Origin of the sequence: Evansella tamaricis, assembly GCF_019042215.1 — a bacterium.
In the GTDB taxonomy this organism is placed as follows: Bacteria; Bacillota; Bacilli; order Bacillales; family Salisediminibacteriaceae; genus Evansella; species Evansella tamaricis.
Genome location: NZ_JAHQCS010000169.1, coordinates 22,100 through 41,915 on the forward strand (window position 1 = coordinate 22,100; position 19,816 = coordinate 41,915).

Sequence of the window (19,816 nt, forward strand, 5' to 3'; positions counted from 1 at the left end):
TTGTTCATGTCATTTAATCTTAACGTAATAAAAATTAGAATTAATCCACCCGGACGTACTTTCGGGTGGATTTTTTAATATGAAAGAAAGAGTAAGTTTTTTTAAACTCAGTCTAGGCTACTCAATTGTTCAGAAACGGTTCAAAGTGGACAATAGGAGCAGTAAATCAGTTTCATTTGTCCCAAAAACACCACAATGTGGACGGATAATATGTCCTGCGAATCAGTTACAATTGTCCCCAACCAACACTAAAGGTGGAAAGCAGGGCAGAACAGATGATATTCTTTTAGAAGATCTTTTCGCAAACTTTGTTGTTTTAAGAAAAGCTAGGAGAAGTAAAAGGCGGCGACACCAGCGACGAGCATATCCCCATGAATCAGCAACGAGTTGTCTCGACGGACAAGACGTCCTATATCGGGCATGTCACAGGACGTGACGTCTTGCCCGATGGACGGATAAGCTACAGAGCAACGTTTTTAGAGGAAGAGACAGGAAAGCGAGGTGAAGCCCCCGCAGACACGGTTTTCGTCGAGAGAGGCTGAGAAGGATTTCGGTCAGAAGCTGGAGCAACTTGTTCCCGAACGAGAAGATCGAGAAGGGTTTCGGTCAGAAGCTGTCTCAAGTTGTTCCCGAACGAGAAGGTCGAGAAGGATTTCGGTCAGAAGTTGGAGCAACTTGTGCCCGAACGAGAAGGTCGAGAAGGATTTCGGTCAGAAGTTGGAGCAACTTGTTCCCGAACGTGGAGGCCGAGAAGTGTTTCGGTCAGAAGCTGGAGCAACTTGTTCCCGAACGTGGAGGCCGAGAAGTGTTTCGGTCAGAAGCTGGAGCAACTTGTTCCCGAACGAGAAGGTCGAGAAGGATTTCGGTCAGAAGATGACAGCAACTTGTTCCCGAACGAGAAGGTCGAGAAGTGTTTCGGTCAGAAGCTGTCTCAAGTTGTTCCCGAATGAGGAGAACGAGAAGTGTTTCGGTCAGAAGATGACAGCAACTTGTTCCCGAACGGGGAGGCCGAGAAGTGTTTCGGTCAGAAGATGACAGCAACTTGTTCCCGAACGAGGCTGTTTCTTCCTCTACTAGTAAAGCTTTGTAGTGTATTCGTCGAAACAAATCCCAGTGGATTCGACGAAGCAACCCTCTTTGAGGCCGTGCCCGCCGGCAAAGAAGACACTGCAAAGAATGAGCAGATGTCGCACTTGTGCCAGTGGTGAAAGGGAGTGAATTTCGCAAAAATCAACATTGAACGATAACAGAGCATAGAAAATATAACTTTGGCAGCAACTTTCTCGGAAAAGTACTAAATTGTTAACAAATTATGGTTTTTTGAAACCTATAATCCTCCCAATCCGTCTATACTAGATATAAGTTAAAGAAATAAGGACGGTTACACGAAACTTTTCATATGAGGATGATAGAAAATGGATCAAAGAATACTCGATATCCTTGAGCAATTAACACTTGAAGAAAAAGCTGGACTTTGTTCCGGGGCAGATATGTGGAACACTAAATCTGTTGAACGGCTTGGAATTCCTTCCATTATGGTTTCGGATGGGCCACATGGTCTTCGAAAACAACCGGATGGAATGGACAATTTCGGACTTCACCACAGTTTACCTGCAACTTGTTTTCCAACAGCCAGTGCATTGGGGTCAAGTTGGAATCCTTCCCTCATTCGGGAAGTGGGAGAGGCTATTGCACAAGAATGTCTGACACAAGGAGTTTCAGTTCTATTAGGTCCTGGTATTAATATTAAGCGTAATCCCCTTTGCGGGAGGAACTTTGAATACTATTCAGAAGACCCGTATCTTACTGGAGAAATGGCAACTGCATTTATTAAAGGTGTCCAATCAAAAGGAATCGGTACATCCATCAAACATTTTGCGGTTAACAACCAGGAGAACTACCGTATGACAATCGATGCAGTCGTTGATGAGAGGGCCTTACGGGAGATATATTTATTAGGTTTTGAGATGGCAATAAAAGAAGCGGAACCCTGGACAGTCATGTGTGCTTATAACAAAGTCAACGGCACTTACGCCAGTGAAAATAAAAAACTTTTAACAGATATACTGGAAACAGAATGGAACTATGATGGTATGGTGATGTCTGATTGGGGTGCAGTGAATGATAGAGTGGAAGGAGTACAATCTGGTCTTCATTTGGAAATGCCAGGTGGGGGATTAGACAATGATAAAAAAATTGTTGAGGCTGTCAAGAATGGCACCATGTCTATGGAAGTACTAGATAAAGCGGTAGCAAAGTTGCTCCAACTCATTCTTAATGGGGAATCAAATAAAGATACGAAGGCGTCATTTGATCAAGAGTCTCACCATCAATTAGCTATAAAAGCAGCAAAGGACTCTGCGGTCTTATTAAAAAATGAAAATGGCATCCTTCCGTTAACGAAAGATAAAAAGAAGTACGCCTTAATAGGTGATCTTGCCGTTCACTCTCGATACCAGGGAAGTGGAAGTTCCCTCATTAACCCAACGATGATAGATAGTGTATATGATGCTTTCACTGAAAAGGGAATTGACTTTCAATATGCTAAGGGATACGACAGGATAGATGGAAAAACAGATTTGGATCTCGTTTACGAAGCAGTGGAGCAAGCAAAGGATTCAGATGTTGCTATTATTGTAGCTGGATTACCGGCACTTGCAGAATCGGAAGGCTTTGATCGAGATCATATGAAGTTACCCCTTAACCAAACGGAATTAATTAAAGAAATTTCAGCCGTTCATGACAATGTTGTCATCGTACTCGTTGGTGGGGCACCGGTAGAAATGCCTTGGATTAGTGAAGTGAGAGGTTTGTTAAATTTATATCTCGCAGGACAAGGAATTGGAAGTGCAGCCGTTGATTTATTATTTGGGATCCATAATCCTAGCGGAAAACTGGCAGAAACTTTCGGGAAGACGTATGAAGATTATCCATCTGCATCTTATTTTCCAGAAGGGCCAGCTACAGTGGAGTATCGGGAAAGTATTTATGTGGGATATCGCTATTTTGATACGGCGAAAGTAGAACCGCTATTTCCATTTGGGTATGGATTATCGTACACCACTTTCCGTTTCTCAAATCTTGTTTTATCCGAAAGAGAAATAGATGAAAATGGTACACTTGAAGTGAGCGTTAATGTAACCAATAGTGGGGACCGTCCTGGTGCGGAAGTGGTCCAATTATATGTAAAAGATACTACATCCCACGTCTTTAAAGCAGAGAAGGAATTGAAAAGGTTTCAAAAAGTATTTTTACAACCTGGTGAAACCGTTACGTGTCAATTTGAATTGGACAGAAGAGCGTTCTCCTTTTATAACGTGGATATGGAAGATTGGTGTGTTATAAGTGGAGAGTACGAGATACTGATTGGCTCGTCCAGCAGAGATATCTTTGAACAGTCAATCGTTAAAGTATTGGGCAAGGAGTTTCAAATGCCATATGAGGGAAAGAATATCCCTTCTTTCTTAACACCTCCGTACCCTTTTAAAGCTCAAGACAGGGAGTTTGCCATTGTCTACGGGAAGTCCTTACCTAGTAAGGCAACCTTTCCAGGAGAGGAATTTTCATATGATTCAACTTTAAAGGAAATCTCCAGTACATTTGTTGGAAAAAAAGTTCATGATGCAATTATTAAACAAATAACTCGGCCTTATCGTGAAATGGAAGATGAAAATGCAGTGGTTTCAAAGAATATGATGAAGAAAATGATTCCAAATCATCCGTTGAGAAGTCTAGCCATATCCAGTAATGGTGCTCTAACCTTTGGAATGTTGGATGGGTTACTTCTAATTTTAAATCGAAAACGAATTAAGGGAACAGGGAAACTTATCAAAGAAACAATTAGAAATAAGGTTCAGTAACTTGTGTTCAAGTAGTATTTGTTGCAGAACATTAAAAATAGTAATCCTAAAGTATGAATTTCTATAAAAATCTTTGTTTTTCATCATTTTTAACAAGGAAAAACGTAGTGGGAATCGTATTAGTATAATACCGAATCTCACTGCGTTTCTTTGTATCTTCGCAAATAGGAGGAAAAATAATGAAAAATCCATCCATTGACTATGAACCGATATTTAAATATGCGTTTGATAATGCAGCTATTGGTATGGCAATTGCAAGTTTGGACGGGAGAGCTATTAAAGTAAATGCGAAGATCAGTGAAATTTTAGGATATTCGGAAGAAGAACTAAAGGAAATGACTTTTGAAAAATATACACACCAAGATGATTTAGAAAGAAACGTACAGCTTATTCAAGAAGTGTTAACGGGAATAAGGGATTCCTATGAGATGGAAAAACGAATTCGTCAGAAAAATGGTAAATATAAATGGATATCTGTTCGAGTTTCTTTAGTAACCGACGAATCGGGACAACCTAAATTTTTTATTTCTCAAACGAAAGATATTACAGACGAAAAAAGGATAGAGTTAAAGCTACATGAAATTGATCGGCAAAACCAAATGATAGCGGATCACTCCCTCGATATCATTGCAATACATAACCGGGATGGACGATGTCAGTTTATCTCTTCTGCTTGTAAAACTTTATTGGGGTATGAACCAGAAGAACTTATAGGGAAATCATGTTTTGCTTTTTGCCATCCGGAAGACCAAAAATACATTCAAAGACATATTAGGGAGATATCAAAAGGTAAAAATATATCCCCTTTACTTTATCGTGTGAGAAGAAAAGACGGGGAGTACCGATGGTTGGAAACAACTGCCAAAGGAATCGTTAATGACACTGGAAAAATGATAGAGATCCTCTCTTTTACAAGAGATATTACAAGGAGGAAGCAATCAGAATTACTACTTAAGGAGAGTGAAATTCGTTATAAGTCACTTTTTGACTATCATCCTGATATGATTTTTTCAATGGATCTAATGGGGTATTATACATCCATAAACCATGCTTTTCAAAAGGTATTGGGTTATAAGGAACAGGAGATATTACATGGGAAATTCAGTTTTTTAGATCTGTTTTCTGAAGATTTTGTTGAACAAGCGAGGTTCCATTTTAATTTGGCCGCAAGCGGTATTGTCCAACGATTTGAAGCGACTGCTCTTAATAAAAATAAAAAACCGATTGTGTTTGATGTTACTAATATTCCTATTATCGTAGATGGAAAAGTGGTAGGGGTCTATGGAATTGCCAGGAATATAAGTTACCGGAAACAAGCGGAAAAGAATTTAAAGGAGACAAAAAAACAACTGGAATCTTTCATAGATCATAATATAGATCCCATATTGATTTTTAACAAAGATGGATTTCTGGTGAAGGTGAACGAAGCTTTTGAAACCACTTACGGATGGAAAGGTTATGAACTATTAGGCCAAACTTATTTTTCATTGCCGTTTATTCCATTGGAAGAATTGGATGGTGTGGAAAACTATATTCAGAGAATCAAACAAGGTTCTAAAATTAAAAAAATGGAAACAAAACGTCTGAAAAAAGATGGAACCCTCATCAGTGTGGATGCGTCGGGATTTCCGATTCGGGATGAAGAAGGAGGACTCATCGCCTGGGCAATTATTTTAAGGGATATATCTGATGCAAAGTTAGCGGAAGAGATGATGATTAATTCGGAGAAACTGTCCATTGCTGGCCAATTAGCAGCTGGCATTGCACATGAAATTCGCAATCCAATGACTGCTATCAAAGGGTTTATTCAATTGATGAGACCGGAATACACCACGAAGAAACAGTACTTTGATATTATTACAGCTGAAATCGAGCGGATTGAAACGATCGTTAGTGAGCTGCTCATATTATCAAAGCCTCAAGAGCTTAACTACACAAAGACTGACATTCTCCTGTTACTATCTGAGATTACTACTCTCCTAAAAACACAAGCTATATTAAAAAACGTAGAAATTATTGGAGAATATACTTCAACCCCAATCTATATTTACTGTGAAAAAAATCAGATTAAACAAGTTTGTATTAATATTATAAAAAACGGAATTGAAGCTATGCCTGATGGCGGGGAAATTCGAATACAGGTTAAAAAAGAGAAAGATGGGGTTATTCTATCATTTTTAGATGAAGGTGTAGGTATCTCAAAGGAATTGTTGGAGAAACTTGGAGAACCATTCTACACTACGAAGGAAAAGGGTACAGGACTAGGGTTTATGGTCAGTAAAAAAATTATAGAAAATCATGGTGGCAACATAAAAGTGTCAAGTGAACTTGGAAAAGGTACAACAATAGAAGTGTACTTGCCAAGTCACAGAAAAAAATAACGCTATGATGTTAAGAAAGGGAGATGACGTTGAAAATAAAGGATCGGTTACATATTCTTCAGGACATTTTTTCATCTCCATTTCAAAGGGAGAGATACCTTCGACTTATTCAGCAGTATTTCCGTGACATTAAAATTAGTCACCGAACAAAAGATCTGTTTTTGCATGAAAAGTTTAATAAATTAATTTCAGACTGTGAGGTTTTAGGGAAGTGTGAAGATAGAACGGGGTTAAAGATGGCTTTCCTTTCTATAAAACTTGCACAGGGAGCAGAATTAAACAGTCTTGCTCAATCTATCCTACGAAAATTTATCGCTATCATTGTAAGGGAGGAATCCTGCAATGTTGCAATCATTGCCATTCACTCAGAAGAGGAGCAAACGTGGGAGTTTTCTTTCGCGAAACAACAATCCGCGGGAAGGGGCTTGCAGTCTATTAAACTAGTTTCTTTTTCAGTAGGCAAAAATGTTCCTTCCTACACTTTCCATCATCTTCGTGAAGCATTTTTGTCCAGTGACGTATCTGTTTTGGAACTGGAAAACCTTTTTTCGGTGGAACAGTTGGAGAAGGATTTTTTGGAACTCTACATAGAGAAGGTTAGTCAACTCACCGAGTACATAGACAGAAGAACGTGTAGTGAGGGGAACAGGAGCACTCCCATAAAGATGCAAAACTCTGCACACATTGCACAAGCAATAAGTAGAACCGTTCTTTTCCATTACTTTGATCCGCAAGAAAGAATTACCCTTAAGCAACGGATTCAACAATGCTTAGAAACCCAAGAATCGAACTTTTTCAATGATGTTTTTCTTCCTTGCTATATGGATTGCCAGTATAAGAATAAAGAAGGGATCCCTTCTTTATTGGTGCCGAATGAATGGTTTTCAACTAGTGGAAAGAAAGACAATGATCTCGGTAATAATGGAGAAGGACTAGTGGATTTATTTAATAAATTTAAATTTACGATGAGGGAAGGGGAGCCGTTAGACCATGAGGTTGCAGTTCATCCCGGACTATTGGGGAAGGTTTTTGAAATGTCCCTTGATACGAGTGACCGAATAAATAAAGGTGTTTACTATACCCCGAAGGAAATGGTCCATTATATGTGCAAAGAGAGTCTAATTGTTTATTTATCTACACGGGTAGCTCTTTCGCGAAATGTTCTGGAATACTTAATTTATGACGGAGACCATTTACGATTGGAATACTATCATCAACACAAATACGATGATCTTATTTTAAATTATGCCAAGGAAATAGATAATGCCCTTAAAGAAGTGAAGGTGGCAGATCCAGCGGTTGGTTCAGGAGCATTTCCCATCGGCATGATCAGTGAGATTACTAAAGCAAGAATGATAGTAACAGAGTATATTGTCGAATCAGAAAAAATGAAGGGAACGACGTTGGATACATTTCAAAAAGGCAGGTCACCTTATAACCTCAAAATGGAGGTTATAACTAATGGGATTTATGGGATAGATATTGATAGAAACGCCATTACTATCGCTAAAAGAAGAGTGGAATTTTCCTTGTTAATGGAGAAAAATATGAGGCATGTGGATAATCAAAAATGGTCACTCTCCAGTACAAAAATACATATGGAAGTGGGAGACAGTCTTGTTGAAGGGATATCTTGCAATCGATCAAAGAACCTATTACTGGAAACCGGTGAATTTGATATCGTTATTGGCAATCCCCCATATATTGACTCCGAAACAATGGTGCTACAAGGGTTAAAGGGGTATCGTGAAAGCATCTCACGCAAATATAAAATGACGAAAGGAAATTGGGATATTTACATCCCTTTTTTTGAAATGGGTTATAAGTTGTTGGCAAAGGGTGGGTCCTTACTTTATATTACTCCCGATAAGTGGATATCAAAATCATTTGGCAAGGAACTGAGAACTCAATTGACTGCATATTTTTATAGTTTGTTAACGGTTGGAAGGGAGGTATTCCCAACTGCAAAAGTGGATTCTGTTGTCACTCACATTACGAAAAATCCAGTGGATGAAATTCGAATCTATGAACTCCGAAACGGAAACATTGAATTCAAAAATACGGTTAATAAACAAATACTATCAGAACCATATTCATTAGATGTGATATTCTCTGATTCCATTGATTTATTAATGAAGTTGGAAAAGGGCTCCATGCTGGTCGGAGAAATTTATACATGTGAAAATGCCTGTGCTACAGCGGATGCATACAAACTGAAGGAAATCATAAAAGACCTTTCAGATGAAACGGAATTTCATAAAGACACCCATATGAAAATAGTTAACACGGGAACAATAGGTAAATATGTTTCTAAATGGGGATTACAGCCAATGACGTATTTAAAAGGGAAATATTCCTTTCCTGTGGTGGAAAAAGTTCAATTTTTAGAATGGTTCCCGAATTCTTACTCGAAGAAATCTATGGGACCAAAAATACTTATCAAAGGGTTATCTTTACTTGATGCATGCTTCGATGAAGATGGTTCGGTAATCCCGGGTAAATCCACTATGATGATTACTGGAGAAAATCTGGATAAGCTAAAGTTTCTTCTCGGATTTATTAACTGTTCCATTGCAATTTTTTATATAAAACAAAAGTATGCATCATCCAGTTATAATGGTGGAATAAACTTCACAAAGGAAATGATTAACAGGCTTCCTATGAGGGAAATATCACCACAAGAAGAAAAAGCCGTTATATCACTAGTTGATCAAATTATAAAAGAGAAACGGAACAATCATATGGCTGAAATTACCCATTATCAAGAGGCAATTAATAAACTGTTTTATAAAAACTTTCAATTAACAAATGAGGAAATAAATCAAATGGAGGGGGAATAAACGATGGCAGAAATTAAATATGAAATTAAGCAAAACCTTGGAATTGTATCAGAAGGGGCTAAAGGCTGGACGAAAGAATTAAATCTTATAAGTTGGAATGGCAGGGAAGCGAAATATGATTTACGAGATTGGGCAGCAGATCATCAAAAGATGGGGAAAGGGGTTACCTTATCCACAGAGGAATTAAGAACATTAAAAGAAATTTTAAATGGGATGGATGAGTTACAGTAGAGCACGAAACGTTGGAGAACATCAAGGATAGGACGCTTACTGCAAAACTTTATTACAGTATCGTGTAAAAATATTTTGTGAAATGGTTGACAGTTGGTGAAATGACGTGTAAATTATGTATTAACCATTAATTCAAATAAAATAACATGTTTTCTTATCAAGAGAGGTGGAGGGACTGGCCCTGCGAAACCTCGGCAGCAGACGGAAATGAGGTACTGTGCCAACTCCAGCAAGCAGAATGCTTGAAAGATAAGAAGAGAGTAAAGCTGTCTACTAACCCTCTTCTTATCATTAAGAAGTGGGTTTTTATATGTATCAAAAGAAAAATTTCATATTTGCACCTAGATTTCTTATCGAGAGAGGTGGAGGGACTGGCCCTACGAAACCTCGGCAGCAGACTGAAACGAGTACTGTGCCAACTCCAGCAAGCGGAATTTGCTTGAAAGATAAGAAGAGCTTTGAGATGAAACACATCCAACCTCTTCTTATGCACAAGAAGAGGTTTTTCTCATTGTTCAACTATAAATCATAGTAAAAAGATGTATTTTATCAGATTTAAGAGGAATCGAAAACGATAACAGAGTCAAACATTGGAGATAATCTATTTATGAAAGGGAAGTAAAAATATAGGAAAAACCTATGCAAAACAAATATAAAACCACATATATTAAGATCAACAAAACATATAACGGAAATAAAACCAAAATAAACATGTAAGAATCCAAAAAAATCATTGAGAAACATAGAATGACGTGATACTATTTAGCTAAGTCCATGAAAACGTTTTACACCCTGCAGTTACTGGGTTTTGATGTGTTTGATTCTAGTGATCTGACCTAGTAATCTCAGGTAATAATAAATTTACGAAACTATGAAAAAGGGGAGAAGGAAAATGAAAGGTATTTTAAAATTAACAACCGTTTTAGCGCTTGTTTTAACACTTCTGTTAACAGCGTGCTCTTCTGGAGACGAAGATACAGCACAAGGTGGAAATAGTGATGTCTCATTAGATGGTGTTCCTGAAGTATTCACTGATGGTGAAACTCGTATCAAAGTGATTCGTAAAATTGGCGGTGACGATCATACAGCTCAATTTTTAGCAGGGGCAAAAGAAGAAGGGGAAGCATTGGGCTTTACAGTCGATGTATTTACTGCAAATGGAGATACTGCAGCTTTCCATGATGCCATTGCTCAGGCGATCCAAGAAGAGTATGACGGATTAATAATCTCACATGGTGATGACGATGCAACCGTGGAAGCTGTACAGGAAGCGGTTGATAAAGGGATTAAAGTAGTTACATTTGACTCTGTTGACGGGTTAGCAGATATCGACGGTGTTACATTAACTTCTCAAGATGACGCAGCATTAGCTACATTAGCATTAGATCAATTGGTGGAAGACTTTAATGGAGAAGCCAACATTGCCTACCTTTGGGTAGATGGATTCCCACCTATGGTTCGAAGAAATAATGTGTATGTCCAAGTGTTAGAAGATAATCCTGGAATTCAAGAGTTAGAAAGATTTGGTGTGGCAGCAGCAGATACATCAGTTCAAACACAAAACGCTGTTGCAGCAATGTTAAATAAGCACCCTGAAGGAACATTAGATGCCATTTTCGCAACTTGGGACGCATTCGCAATTGGTGCAGCAAGAGCCATCGAAGAAGCGGGCCGTGATGAAATTACGATTTACGGGATAGATGTTTCTAATGCAGACTTGGAGATTATTCAAAGGGAAGGAAGTTCATGGAAATATACTGCTGCCGTGGATCCGAAACTAATTGGTTCAGTTAATTTGCGTATATTGGCGAAGAAGTTAGCTGGAGAAGAAACACCTCAATTCTATGATTTAGAAGCAACACTTATCTCACAAGAACAATTACAAGAATCAGATAGTGCAGTAAATATGGTTAACTTGGCAGACATTATTCCAGGTTGGGGGCAAACAGATGCCTTTGAAGAAGACTGGATGACTACGCTGAAAGAATATCATCAATAAATCGAAAAGACATGGAAAGCAGCACTCCTTAGTTTGGAGTGTTTGCTTTCATTCCTTCATTATACTTAGCTTGTGGAAGAAAGGCGGAGAGCTGGATGGTTAAATCTAGATTGGAAATGAAAAATATAAGTATTGAATTTCCAGGTGTAAAGGCTCTTGATGATGTGAATTTTTCTACTACTACGGAATCTGTCCATGCATTAATTGGTGCGAATGGAGCAGGGAAATCCACTTTGATGAAAGTTCTTTCCGGTGCATATGACCACTATACTGGAGATATTTTTATAGACGGAGCAAAAGTACATATTCGTTCCCCGAAAGAAGCCCAAAACTATGGAATTCAGATTGTTTATCAGGAAGTGGATACGGCCCTTGTTCCTTATTTAACGGTAGGGGAAAACATTATGTTGATTGACACTGTCAGTAATATGGGGAAAAAACAGTTTATGAATTGGAACAGGATTCATAAGAGGGCACAGGAAATATTAGAGAGTATGAACATTCATGTCCCTTCGAAAAAACTAGTAAGTGAGTTAACCTTGGCGGAAAAACAGATGGTCCTTATTGCCAGATCCGTTTCTCAAAAATGTAGATTCCTTATTTTAGATGAACCAACAGCACCACTTAGTTTTTCAGAAACGGAAGAATTGTTCCGTATTGTAAGAGATTTAAAACAAAATAATGTGGGAGTCATTTTCATTTCCCATCGTCTTCCGGAACTCTTTGAAATCTGTGATGAGATTACGGTCATGAGGAATGGGAAATTCATTAGTAAAGAACAGATTAAAGAGACAAGTATTAATACTGTCGTGGAATACATGTTAGGTGAAAAATTAGAAGAGCAGTTTCCGAAGTATCACATTAATATTGGAAATACAGTCCTGGAAGTGAAGGGACTTAACGATAAAGAAAAAATTAAGGATATAAATCTCCATGTGAAGGCAGGGGAAATCGTTGGACTAGCCGGATTAGTGGGGGCAGGAAAAACTGAATTTTGTAAAGCGCTGTTTGGGGCGTCGAAAAAGGTTTCAGGCGAAGTGTTGATCAACGGAAACACTTTAAAAATCAACTCTCCATATGACGCGGTTTTAAATGGTTTGGCACTAGTTCCTGAAGAAAGGAGAAAAGAAGGAATCCTAGTTCAGGAAACAGTAGCTACGAATCTATCCGCAGCAAACATTAATAAATTCACAAAGATATTCAGTTTCTTAGATTTTAAAAAGGAAAAGACATCAGCACAAGAATTGATTAAGAGTCTCGGAATTAAAACCCCTGCAGAAACAACAAGAGTTCAAAATTTATCAGGTGGAAATCAGCAAAAGGTTGCCATTGGGAAATGGCTCATTTCAGATGCAGAGGTTTATGTTTTTGACGAACCCACAAAAGGTGTTGATGTAGGTGCTAAAAAAGACATTTTTGAACTCATTGCAGAATTGGCAAAGAGAGGAAAAGCCGTCATTTATGCCTCTTGTGAATTAGCCGAGATTATAGGAATTACAGACCGAATTTATGTTGTCTATGACGGGGAAGTGGCTAAGGAAGTGGAAACGAAAGACACGACAGAAGAAGAACTTTTATTTTATTCCACGGGGGGCAAGTAGAATGAGTGTATCAAAAGTCGAAAAAAACACATCTGCAAAACATTCCAAACGTCAATTTGATTTATTTGATTTTCTCTATAAATACGGAACGATTCTCACGATCCTTGTACTAATTATCATCTTCGCATCGGCTAACCCGGCTTTTTTGCAGTCAAATAACATCATTAATATTTTGAGGTCCATATCCATTGTGACCATCATTGCCATTGGGATAACGATTTCCCTCTCCGTAAATGGGTTTGATTTGTCCGTTGGATCAACCGCGTCCCTGGCAAATGCCGTTGTTATATCCATGTTTGTTTGGTATTCCCAACCGACCGTTCTTGCAATTGGTGTGGCATTATTTGCGGCCCTTCTTGTGGGTGCATTGAATTCGTTTCTAATTGTTAAAATCAGGATTCCGGACATGCTGATTACCTTGGCGATGATGTTTATTATTCAAGGGGTTGCCCTGACATATACAAGGGGAGCAACGATTTCACAAAACATGGTGATGCCCGATGGGAGCTTTGCCACTGGTTTAATCAGTCCATTCTTTTCTCAGATCGGCCGAGTTCCATGGATCATTATTATCATGCTTTTTGTTGTATTCTCCGTCCATATTTTTCTCACGTATACGAAGCATGGAAGGTACATGTATGTCATAGGGGGAAATGCAGAGGCGGCCAGATTATCAGGCATTCCCGTCAATCGATATAAAATCTTAGCGTACTTGTTGTCTGCCACTTTCGCAGCTATCGGTGGGATTGTCCTCGCCTCTCGGGTGATGACAGCGGAGATAAACGCTGGTGGTGGCTATCTCATGGATTCTGTTGCAGCGGCTTTTATCGGTTTTTCCGTACTTGGTGCAGGGAAGCCAAATGCCTTTGGAACTTTTGTTGGGGCAGTTCTTATTGGGATTCTCGCAAACGGTCTTGTGATGATGTCTGTTCCTTACTATGCCATGGATATTGTAAAAGGGACGGTGTTAGCACTGGCATTAGCACTGACTTATTATAAATTGAAATAATGGGAGGGTTACAAATGCTAGATTTCACAAAGGAATATTTCAAGATGGTGGAAAAAGATGTGATTGTTTATGCGAAAACGAGGTTGGATTTTTTTGATGAAGATGTGGAGCTTTCCTGCGAGGAAATAGGCGATGGGAATTTGAACTATGTCTTTCGTTTAGTAGATTCCAAGAGTGGGAAGTCATTAATCGTGAAGCAAGCGGGCCCTGTTGCAAGAATATCTGATGAATTTAAGGTATCCCCCGATCGGAACCGAATCGAAAGTGAAATACTGAGCCTGCAACATAAGCTTGCCCCAGGGTTTGTTCCAAAGATGTATCATTATGATCCGATCATGAACTGTTGTGCTATGGAAGATCTTTCTGATCATGAGATCATGAGAACGGCTCTTATTAAACATAAAACATTTCCTTTATTTGCAGATCACATAACGACTTTTATGGTAAATACTCTGCTTCACACATCCGATGTGGTTACAGAACATAAAGAAAAGAAAGAACTGGTTAAATCATTTACAAACCCGGAACTTTGTGAAATCACCGAAGACCTTGTGTATACCGAGCCGTTTTTTGATTGTGAGCGAAATGATATCTTTGAAGGCTCACGGGAATTTATTAAAGAGCATATTTGGAATGATGAGAAGCTTGCTTTAGAAACGGCCAAGCTGAAGTTTGAGTTCATGACACATTCCCAATCTTTGCTGCATGGAGATTTGCATACGGGGTCAATTTTTATTAAAGAAGATTCCACGAAAGTAATTGATCCGGAATTCGCTTTTTATGGGCCTGCTGGTTATGATGTGGGAAATGTTGTGGCAAATCTTATTTTTGCTTATGTGAATGGGAAGTTCACCATCGAGGATGACGGGGAACGGGACAAATTTTTACAGTACATGGAAAAGACGATCCGTGAAGTCATTGATTTATTTACAGAAAAATTCCTCTATGGATGGGATGAGCATGCAACGGAGCGTGTCGCCACTTACCCTGGTTTTAAAGAATATTATTTAGATGGTTTACTGCGGGACACTGTGGCAGTTACCGGCCTGGAACTCTGCCGCAGAACCATTGGAATTGCCGGAGTGAAGGATATTCAAGTTATTAAAAATGAGAAGGACCGGGTTGCGGCGGAAAAAATCGTTTTATCTGCCGGGAAAACCTTTATCCTTGAACGTGACACGATTCGAACCGGAGATGATTTCGTGAAAGTGGTTTTAAATTATGCATCTAAAGTGCTAAAGGAGGCATAAATCGATGGATACCCCTGTTGAGGTAATACAATCGGTAAAGCTTGATGATGAAAATAGTGCACTTATTTTATTGGATCAGACGCTCCTTCCGAATAAGAAAGTCTTTCTAAAGTTAATAGAAATGAAGGATATTTGGGATGCCATCTATCAGCTGAAAGTTCGTGGAGCCCCTGCCATCGGGATTGCAGCTGCATACGGGGTTTATCTCGGGACGAAGCAATCATCTGCAGACTCCTATGATGAACTGTATCACGACTTCCTGAAAGTAAAAGAATATTTAGCTTCTTCCCGGCCGACGGCAGTGAATTTATTCTGGGCGTTAGACCGTATGGACAGCCGCTTTCAAAAGGAACAGGGGAAATCAGTGCAGGAAGTGAAGCTAGCACTTAAGAATGAGTCTGAACTAATTCGAACCGAAGATGAGTGGGTGTGTGAAGCAATCGGGGAATATGCCTTAGCTTTGTTGGAACCAGGTTGGGGTATTTTAACCCACTGTAACGCTGGGACAATTGCAACGGCAAAATATGGAACCGCGTTAGCACCGTTATATTTAGGGCAGGCACGTGGTTATGATTTTAAAGTGTTTGCAGATGAAACGAGACCACTGCTCCAAGGGGCGAGATTGACCGCCTGGGAACTGAAGGAGGCGGGAATTGATGTCACGTTAATCTGTGATAACATGGCTTCCATTGTGATGAAGGAAGGGAAGGTACAGGCTGTCCTTGTGGGGTGTGACCGTGTGGCGGCAAATGGGGATACGGCAAATAAAATCGGTACATCTGGTGTCGCCATTCTGGCAAAGCATTATAAAGTCCCATTCTATGTATGTGCTCCGCTGTCTACAGTGGATTTAGAGTGTCAAACAGGTGACGATATTCATATTGAACTTCGCCCGGATGAGGAGATTACCACAAAGTGGTACAGTGAACCGATGGCACCAGTTGGGGTTGGAACATATAATCCCGCCTTCGATGTAACAGATCATGATTTAATAACAGGAATTATTACAGAGAGTGGTATTGCCTACGCTCCTTTTACAGAAAGCCTTCCGGAGATGTTTCAAAAGAAAAGGTTCTCTTAAATTAACAAACCTCCAGTTCTTCGCTGTGAGCAAAGCACTTGGAGGTTTTCCGATTATTCACATTCAATCAAGGCAACTTCTTGTGAATCGAGGAATTCATGCCATTCTTGAGACAGTTCTTTGTCTACGATCACATGGTCAATGGCATCAAAGCCGCAAATACTGGCAAAGGATGTTTTATCAAACTTCGTATAATCGGCAACTAAATAAACATGATTGGCATGTTCTGCTGCTAACTTCCGGATCCCTGCCTGCTGCTCATTAGAATCCGTTATTCCATGTTGCATACTGATGGAACGGCAAGAGATAAAGGCAGTGTCAAAAAAGTAGTTTGTCATATTGTACTCTGCATTTCTTCCTAAGTTCGAGAGGGATGATTTAGAGAGAGTTCCACCAATGACAACTAGATTAATGTCTGGGTAATCTGTTAATGTATTAACTACTTTAATGGAATTGGTCACAACGGTCAGTTTTCGTTCCTTAAGCATACTGGCAATGACGAGGGATGTGGTGGAAGCGTCCAAGAAAATGGAGTCGCCATTTTTGATAAAAGCAAGACATTTGGAAGCTATTTTGTTTTTTCCTTCCACATGTATGTATTCGCGGAGGTTTACGTCCACATCGTTTTGGACTCCTTCGGAAATATAAGCACCACCATAGGTGCGGTGAAGAAACCCTTCATCTTCTAATTGCTTTAAATCCCGGCGTATCGTTTCCTCTGTTACTTGAAATAGTTTGGTCATTTCGGAAACGGTGACACTCTTTTTTTCAACAATTAGTTCTTTGATCTTGTTTTTTCTGGCAATTGGCAGCATCACTTTTGCTCCTTAACTAAATTGGTAGTTTATAACATTATACCATATTCTTTTGGATGGGATAGGGTAATAAAGAAGAAAATTTAATGATAAACCCAAATAAAAAGAAAAAAACAAACGATTATTTGTAGTTTGGTATTGTTTTATTAGTGTTTTGTGTTGAATTCACTAGTTAAAACCCACAAAATAAAGGCAAAAAACCAAATTTTTGATTGACAAACAGTTATAATAGGAAGAAAATAATAACAAGAGATTCAATTGTAGGAATGTATTTGAAGGAGGTGCACCTGTGCTTGATAAGAAGAAATATTACTCCGATTTTGAAGCGAAAAAGCTTATATGTGAAATAGGGAAACGAGTTTATAATAAAAATTTTGTTGCAGCAAACGACGGAAATATTTCCGTGAAAGTGGGACCTAATACGATCTGGACGACGCCCACTGGTGTAAGCAAAGGATTTATGACACCAGATATGATGGTGAAAATGGACCTGTCCGGAAAAATACTAAGCGGAAATAGGAAACCATCATCGGAAGTAAAAATGCATCTGCGAGTTTATCATGAAAATCAGGAAGTGAATGCTGTTGTTCATGCCCATCCTCCTGTGGCCACATCCTTTGCGATTGCAGGAATTAGTTTAGATAAACCAGTTTCTCCGGAAGCAGTTGTTCTGTTAGGGACAGTCCCAGTGGCGCCGTATGCAACACCAGGTACGGAAGAGGTTCCTGAATCTATTGCGCCTTATTGTAAAGACCATAATGCCGTTTTACTTGCCAATCATGGGGCGTTAACGTGGGGCAGAGACTTAATTGAAGCATATTACCGGATGGAATCTCTCGAACACTACGCTCTCATGCTGATGTATACGACCAATATTATGAACAAGGCAAATGAACTAGATTGTTCCCAGGTTAAAGATTTAATTGATATTCGTGGCAAACTTGGTATTACATCAGGTGGTGTTCCTCCCTGTAACCTTCCATCAAAGGGGATGGAAACTAGTGTGAAGGCAGGAGATTCTTCCATAAGAGATACAAGGAAAGACGAAGTGATCGCATCGATTGTTCAAACAGTAACGGATAGTGTCTTAAGGAAATATAACGCTTGAAAGGGGGAGAACCTTTGAGTATTAACCTCACAGAAAAAGATATACAGACGATTATTGAATCGGTTATGAAAAATGTGGAATCCGCTATTGGACCTGCTCCTCCTGGCCATTCAGAAGGAAACACGAATTCAGTCATTCCCATAAAGCTAAAGGAAATAACCGAAAAGGATTCCGTTAGTACAGCATGCTCCACAAGCAAGCAGCAGAACAGGACGCCTTCACCGAAAGTAAATGCTTCTACCAATTCTAATCCGGTATTTAACACTGGGATGGAAACGTTTGGTGTTTTTGAAAAAATCGAATTGGCAATTGAAGCAGGCTATATGGCACAACTGGATTATGTTAAACGATTTGAACTAAAGGATCGGGAACGGATTATCCAAGCGATCCGTGAAGGGGTTATGACAGAAGCAAAGGAACTGGCCAGATTGGTTTATGAAGAAACGGGGATCGGAAGTTATCAAGATAAGATAGCTAAACACGAATTGGCAGCCTTAAAAACTCCAGGAACAGAAGATTTGAGTACTGCAGCTTTTTCTGGAGATAACGGATTAACGATTGTGGAACAGGCTCCATTTGGTTTAATTGGTGCCGTCACACCAGTTACGAATCCTACGGAAACGATTGTAAATAACGTCATCTCTATGCTTGCTGCCGGTAACTCAGTGGTGTTTAATGTCCATCCATCTTCTAAGCAATCATGCGCCAGGGTTATTACCATCATCAACAAAGCGATTCAAGGTGCAGGTGGTCCTGCTAATCTAGTAACGATGGTGAAGAACCCAACCCTTGAAACGATGCAGAAATTGATTGACAGTTCTATGGTGAAGCTCCTTGTGGGAACTGGAGGGCCTGGACTTGTAAAAACATTGTTAAAATCAGGGAAAAAGGCAATCGGTGCCGGAGCAGGTAACCCCCCTGTCATCGTAGATGATACGGCAGACATAGAGCATGCAGCAAAGTCGATTATAGAAGGGGCGTCATTCGATAACAACCTCCTATGTATTGCAGAGAAGGAAGTATTTGTCCTTGATTCCGCAGCAGATGACTTGATTTTTCACTTGTTAAACAATGGAGCTTACATGTTGGACCGCCATCAGTTAAACGAAGTAATGAATTTCGCACTCGTGGAAAATAAGGAACAAGTAGCGGCTGGATGTTCCGATGATCCGAAGCGGAAATATCATATTTCAAAAAAATGGATTGGTAAAGACGCCACTCAATTTTTGACAGAACTAAAGGCAAAGCCGAAAGGGAATGTGAAACTCTTAATCTGTGAAGTGGATGCAGATCATCCTTTCGTTCAACTGGAGCAAATGATGCCAATCCTGCCCATCGTTAGAGTAAGGGATTTAGATGAAGCGATTCAACAAGCAGTTCGTGCGGAGCATGGGAATAAGCATACGGCGATGATGCACTCCAAAAATATAGATCATTTAACGAAGTTTGCCAGGGCGATAGAGACGACGATTTTCGTGAAAAATGCTTCTTCGTTAGCCGGCGTTGGTTTCGGTGGAGAAGGTCACACTACGATGACGATTGCCGGTCCAACAGGTGAAGGTATTACATCGGCCAAAACGTTCACGAGACAACGGCGCTGTGTCCTTGCAGACGGCGGATTTCGAATCATAGGATAGGTGA

General features: G+C 39.5%; 13 protein-coding genes and 2 riboswitches. Of the genes, 12 read left to right on the top strand and 1 reads right to left on the bottom strand.

All coding sequences use genetic code 11. The features are described 5' to 3' along the window. Positions 1-79: 79 nt before the first annotated feature. From KS419_RS20930 to mtnA, 10 genes are all read left to right on the top strand, one after another. Positions 80-436, top strand: a complete 357-nt coding sequence (locus KS419_RS20930) for a hypothetical protein (protein WP_217068580.1) — start codon at positions 80-82, stop codon at positions 434-436. A 979-nt stretch (positions 437-1,415) separates the two neighbouring features. Next, entirely contained in the window at positions 1,416-3,860 is a 2,445-nt protein-coding gene (locus KS419_RS20935; RefSeq protein WP_217068582.1) for a glycoside hydrolase family 3 C-terminal domain-containing protein, read from the top strand. A gap of 179 nt (positions 3,861-4,039) precedes the next feature. Beyond that, positions 4,040-6,241, top strand: a complete 2,202-nt coding sequence (locus KS419_RS20940) for a PAS domain-containing sensor histidine kinase (RefSeq protein ID WP_217068583.1) — start codon at positions 4,040-4,042, stop codon at positions 6,239-6,241. A 29-nt stretch (positions 6,242-6,270) separates the two neighbouring features. Continuing rightward, on the top strand, positions 6,271-9,081 hold the full coding sequence (locus KS419_RS20945) for an Eco57I restriction-modification methylase domain-containing protein (RefSeq protein WP_217068585.1): 2,811 nt from the start codon (positions 6,271-6,273) through the stop codon (positions 9,079-9,081). Between the two features lie 3 nt (positions 9,082-9,084). Continuing rightward, positions 9,085-9,312 (top strand): YdbC family protein, encoded by a 228-nt coding sequence (locus KS419_RS20950; RefSeq protein WP_217068587.1) that lies wholly within the window; start codon positions 9,085-9,087, stop codon positions 9,310-9,312. 151 nt (positions 9,313-9,463) lie between these two features. Next, positions 9,464-9,568: riboswitch (SAM riboswitch) on the top strand. Positions 9,569-9,659: 91 nt separating this feature from the next. Next, positions 9,660-9,765, top strand: a riboswitch (SAM riboswitch). Positions 9,766-10,204: 439 nt separating this feature from the next. Continuing rightward, positions 10,205-11,311, top strand: coding sequence for a sugar ABC transporter substrate-binding protein (locus KS419_RS20955; protein ID WP_246594317.1), 1,107 nt, complete (start codon positions 10,205-10,207; stop codon positions 11,309-11,311). A gap of 95 nt (positions 11,312-11,406) precedes the next feature. After that, positions 11,407-12,912 carry a sugar ABC transporter ATP-binding protein gene (locus KS419_RS20960; protein WP_217068591.1) on the top strand — a complete coding sequence of 502 codons (1,506 nt, stop codon included), beginning with the start codon at positions 11,407-11,409 and terminating at the stop codon, positions 12,910-12,912. A gap of 1 nt (position 12,913) precedes the next feature. After that, positions 12,914-13,921 carry an ABC transporter permease gene (locus KS419_RS20965; protein ID WP_217068593.1) on the top strand — a complete coding sequence of 336 codons (1,008 nt, stop codon included), beginning with the start codon at positions 12,914-12,916 and terminating at the stop codon, positions 13,919-13,921. Positions 13,922-13,935: 14 nt separating this feature from the next. Beyond that, positions 13,936-15,171, top strand: coding sequence for an S-methyl-5-thioribose kinase (gene mtnK, locus KS419_RS20970; protein WP_217068595.1), 1,236 nt, complete (start codon positions 13,936-13,938; stop codon positions 15,169-15,171). Between the two features lie 4 nt (positions 15,172-15,175). Next, entirely contained in the window at positions 15,176-16,252 is a 1,077-nt protein-coding gene (mtnA, locus tag KS419_RS20975; protein WP_217068597.1) for an S-methyl-5-thioribose-1-phosphate isomerase, read from the top strand. 53 nt (positions 16,253-16,305) lie between these two features. Here mtnA and KS419_RS20980 read toward each other — a convergent pair whose 3' ends face one another. Beyond that, on the bottom strand, positions 16,306-17,067 hold the full coding sequence (locus tag KS419_RS20980; protein WP_217068599.1) for a DeoR/GlpR family DNA-binding transcription regulator: 762 nt from the start codon (positions 17,065-17,067) through the stop codon (positions 16,306-16,308). Positions 17,068-17,356: 289 nt separating this feature from the next. On the opposite strand from KS419_RS20980, the gene KS419_RS20985 reads away from it, so the two are divergent. Both KS419_RS20985 and KS419_RS20990 read left to right on the top strand, forming a co-directional pair. After that, entirely contained in the window at positions 17,357-18,175 is an 819-nt protein-coding gene (locus KS419_RS20985; protein ID WP_217068601.1) for a class II aldolase/adducin family protein, read from the top strand. Positions 18,176-18,189: 14 nt separating this feature from the next. Further along, positions 18,190-19,812, top strand: a complete 1,623-nt coding sequence (locus KS419_RS20990; protein WP_246594340.1) for an aldehyde dehydrogenase family protein — start codon at positions 18,190-18,192, stop codon at positions 19,810-19,812. Positions 19,813-19,816: the final 4 nt, after the last annotated feature.

Excerpts from the sequence above, each read along its gene's own strand:
- KS419_RS20930 (WP_217068580.1), top strand. The coding sequence starts at position 80 with ATGAAAGAAAGAGTAAGTTTTTTTAAACTCAGTCTAGGCTACTCAATT.
- KS419_RS20935 (WP_217068582.1), top strand. The coding sequence starts at position 1,416 with ATGGATCAAAGAATACTCGATATCCTTGAGCAATTAACACTTGAAGAA.
- KS419_RS20940 (WP_217068583.1), top strand. The coding sequence starts at position 4,040 with ATGAAAAATCCATCCATTGACTATGAACCGATATTTAAATATGCGTTT.
- KS419_RS20950 (WP_217068587.1), top strand. The coding sequence starts at position 9,085 with ATGGCAGAAATTAAATATGAAATTAAGCAAAACCTTGGAATTGTATCA.
- KS419_RS20955 (WP_246594317.1), top strand. The coding sequence starts at position 10,205 with ATGAAAGGTATTTTAAAATTAACAACCGTTTTAGCGCTTGTTTTAACA.
- KS419_RS20960 (WP_217068591.1), top strand. The coding sequence starts at position 11,407 with ATGGTTAAATCTAGATTGGAAATGAAAAATATAAGTATTGAATTTCCA.
- KS419_RS20965 (WP_217068593.1), top strand. The coding sequence starts at position 12,914 with ATGAGTGTATCAAAAGTCGAAAAAAACACATCTGCAAAACATTCCAAA.
- mtnK (WP_217068595.1), top strand. The coding sequence starts at position 13,936 with ATGCTAGATTTCACAAAGGAATATTTCAAGATGGTGGAAAAAGATGTG.
- mtnA (WP_217068597.1), top strand. The coding sequence starts at position 15,176 with ATGGATACCCCTGTTGAGGTAATACAATCGGTAAAGCTTGATGATGAA.
- KS419_RS20980 (WP_217068599.1), bottom strand. The coding sequence starts at position 17,067 with ATGCTGCCAATTGCCAGAAAAAACAAGATCAAAGAACTAATTGTTGAA.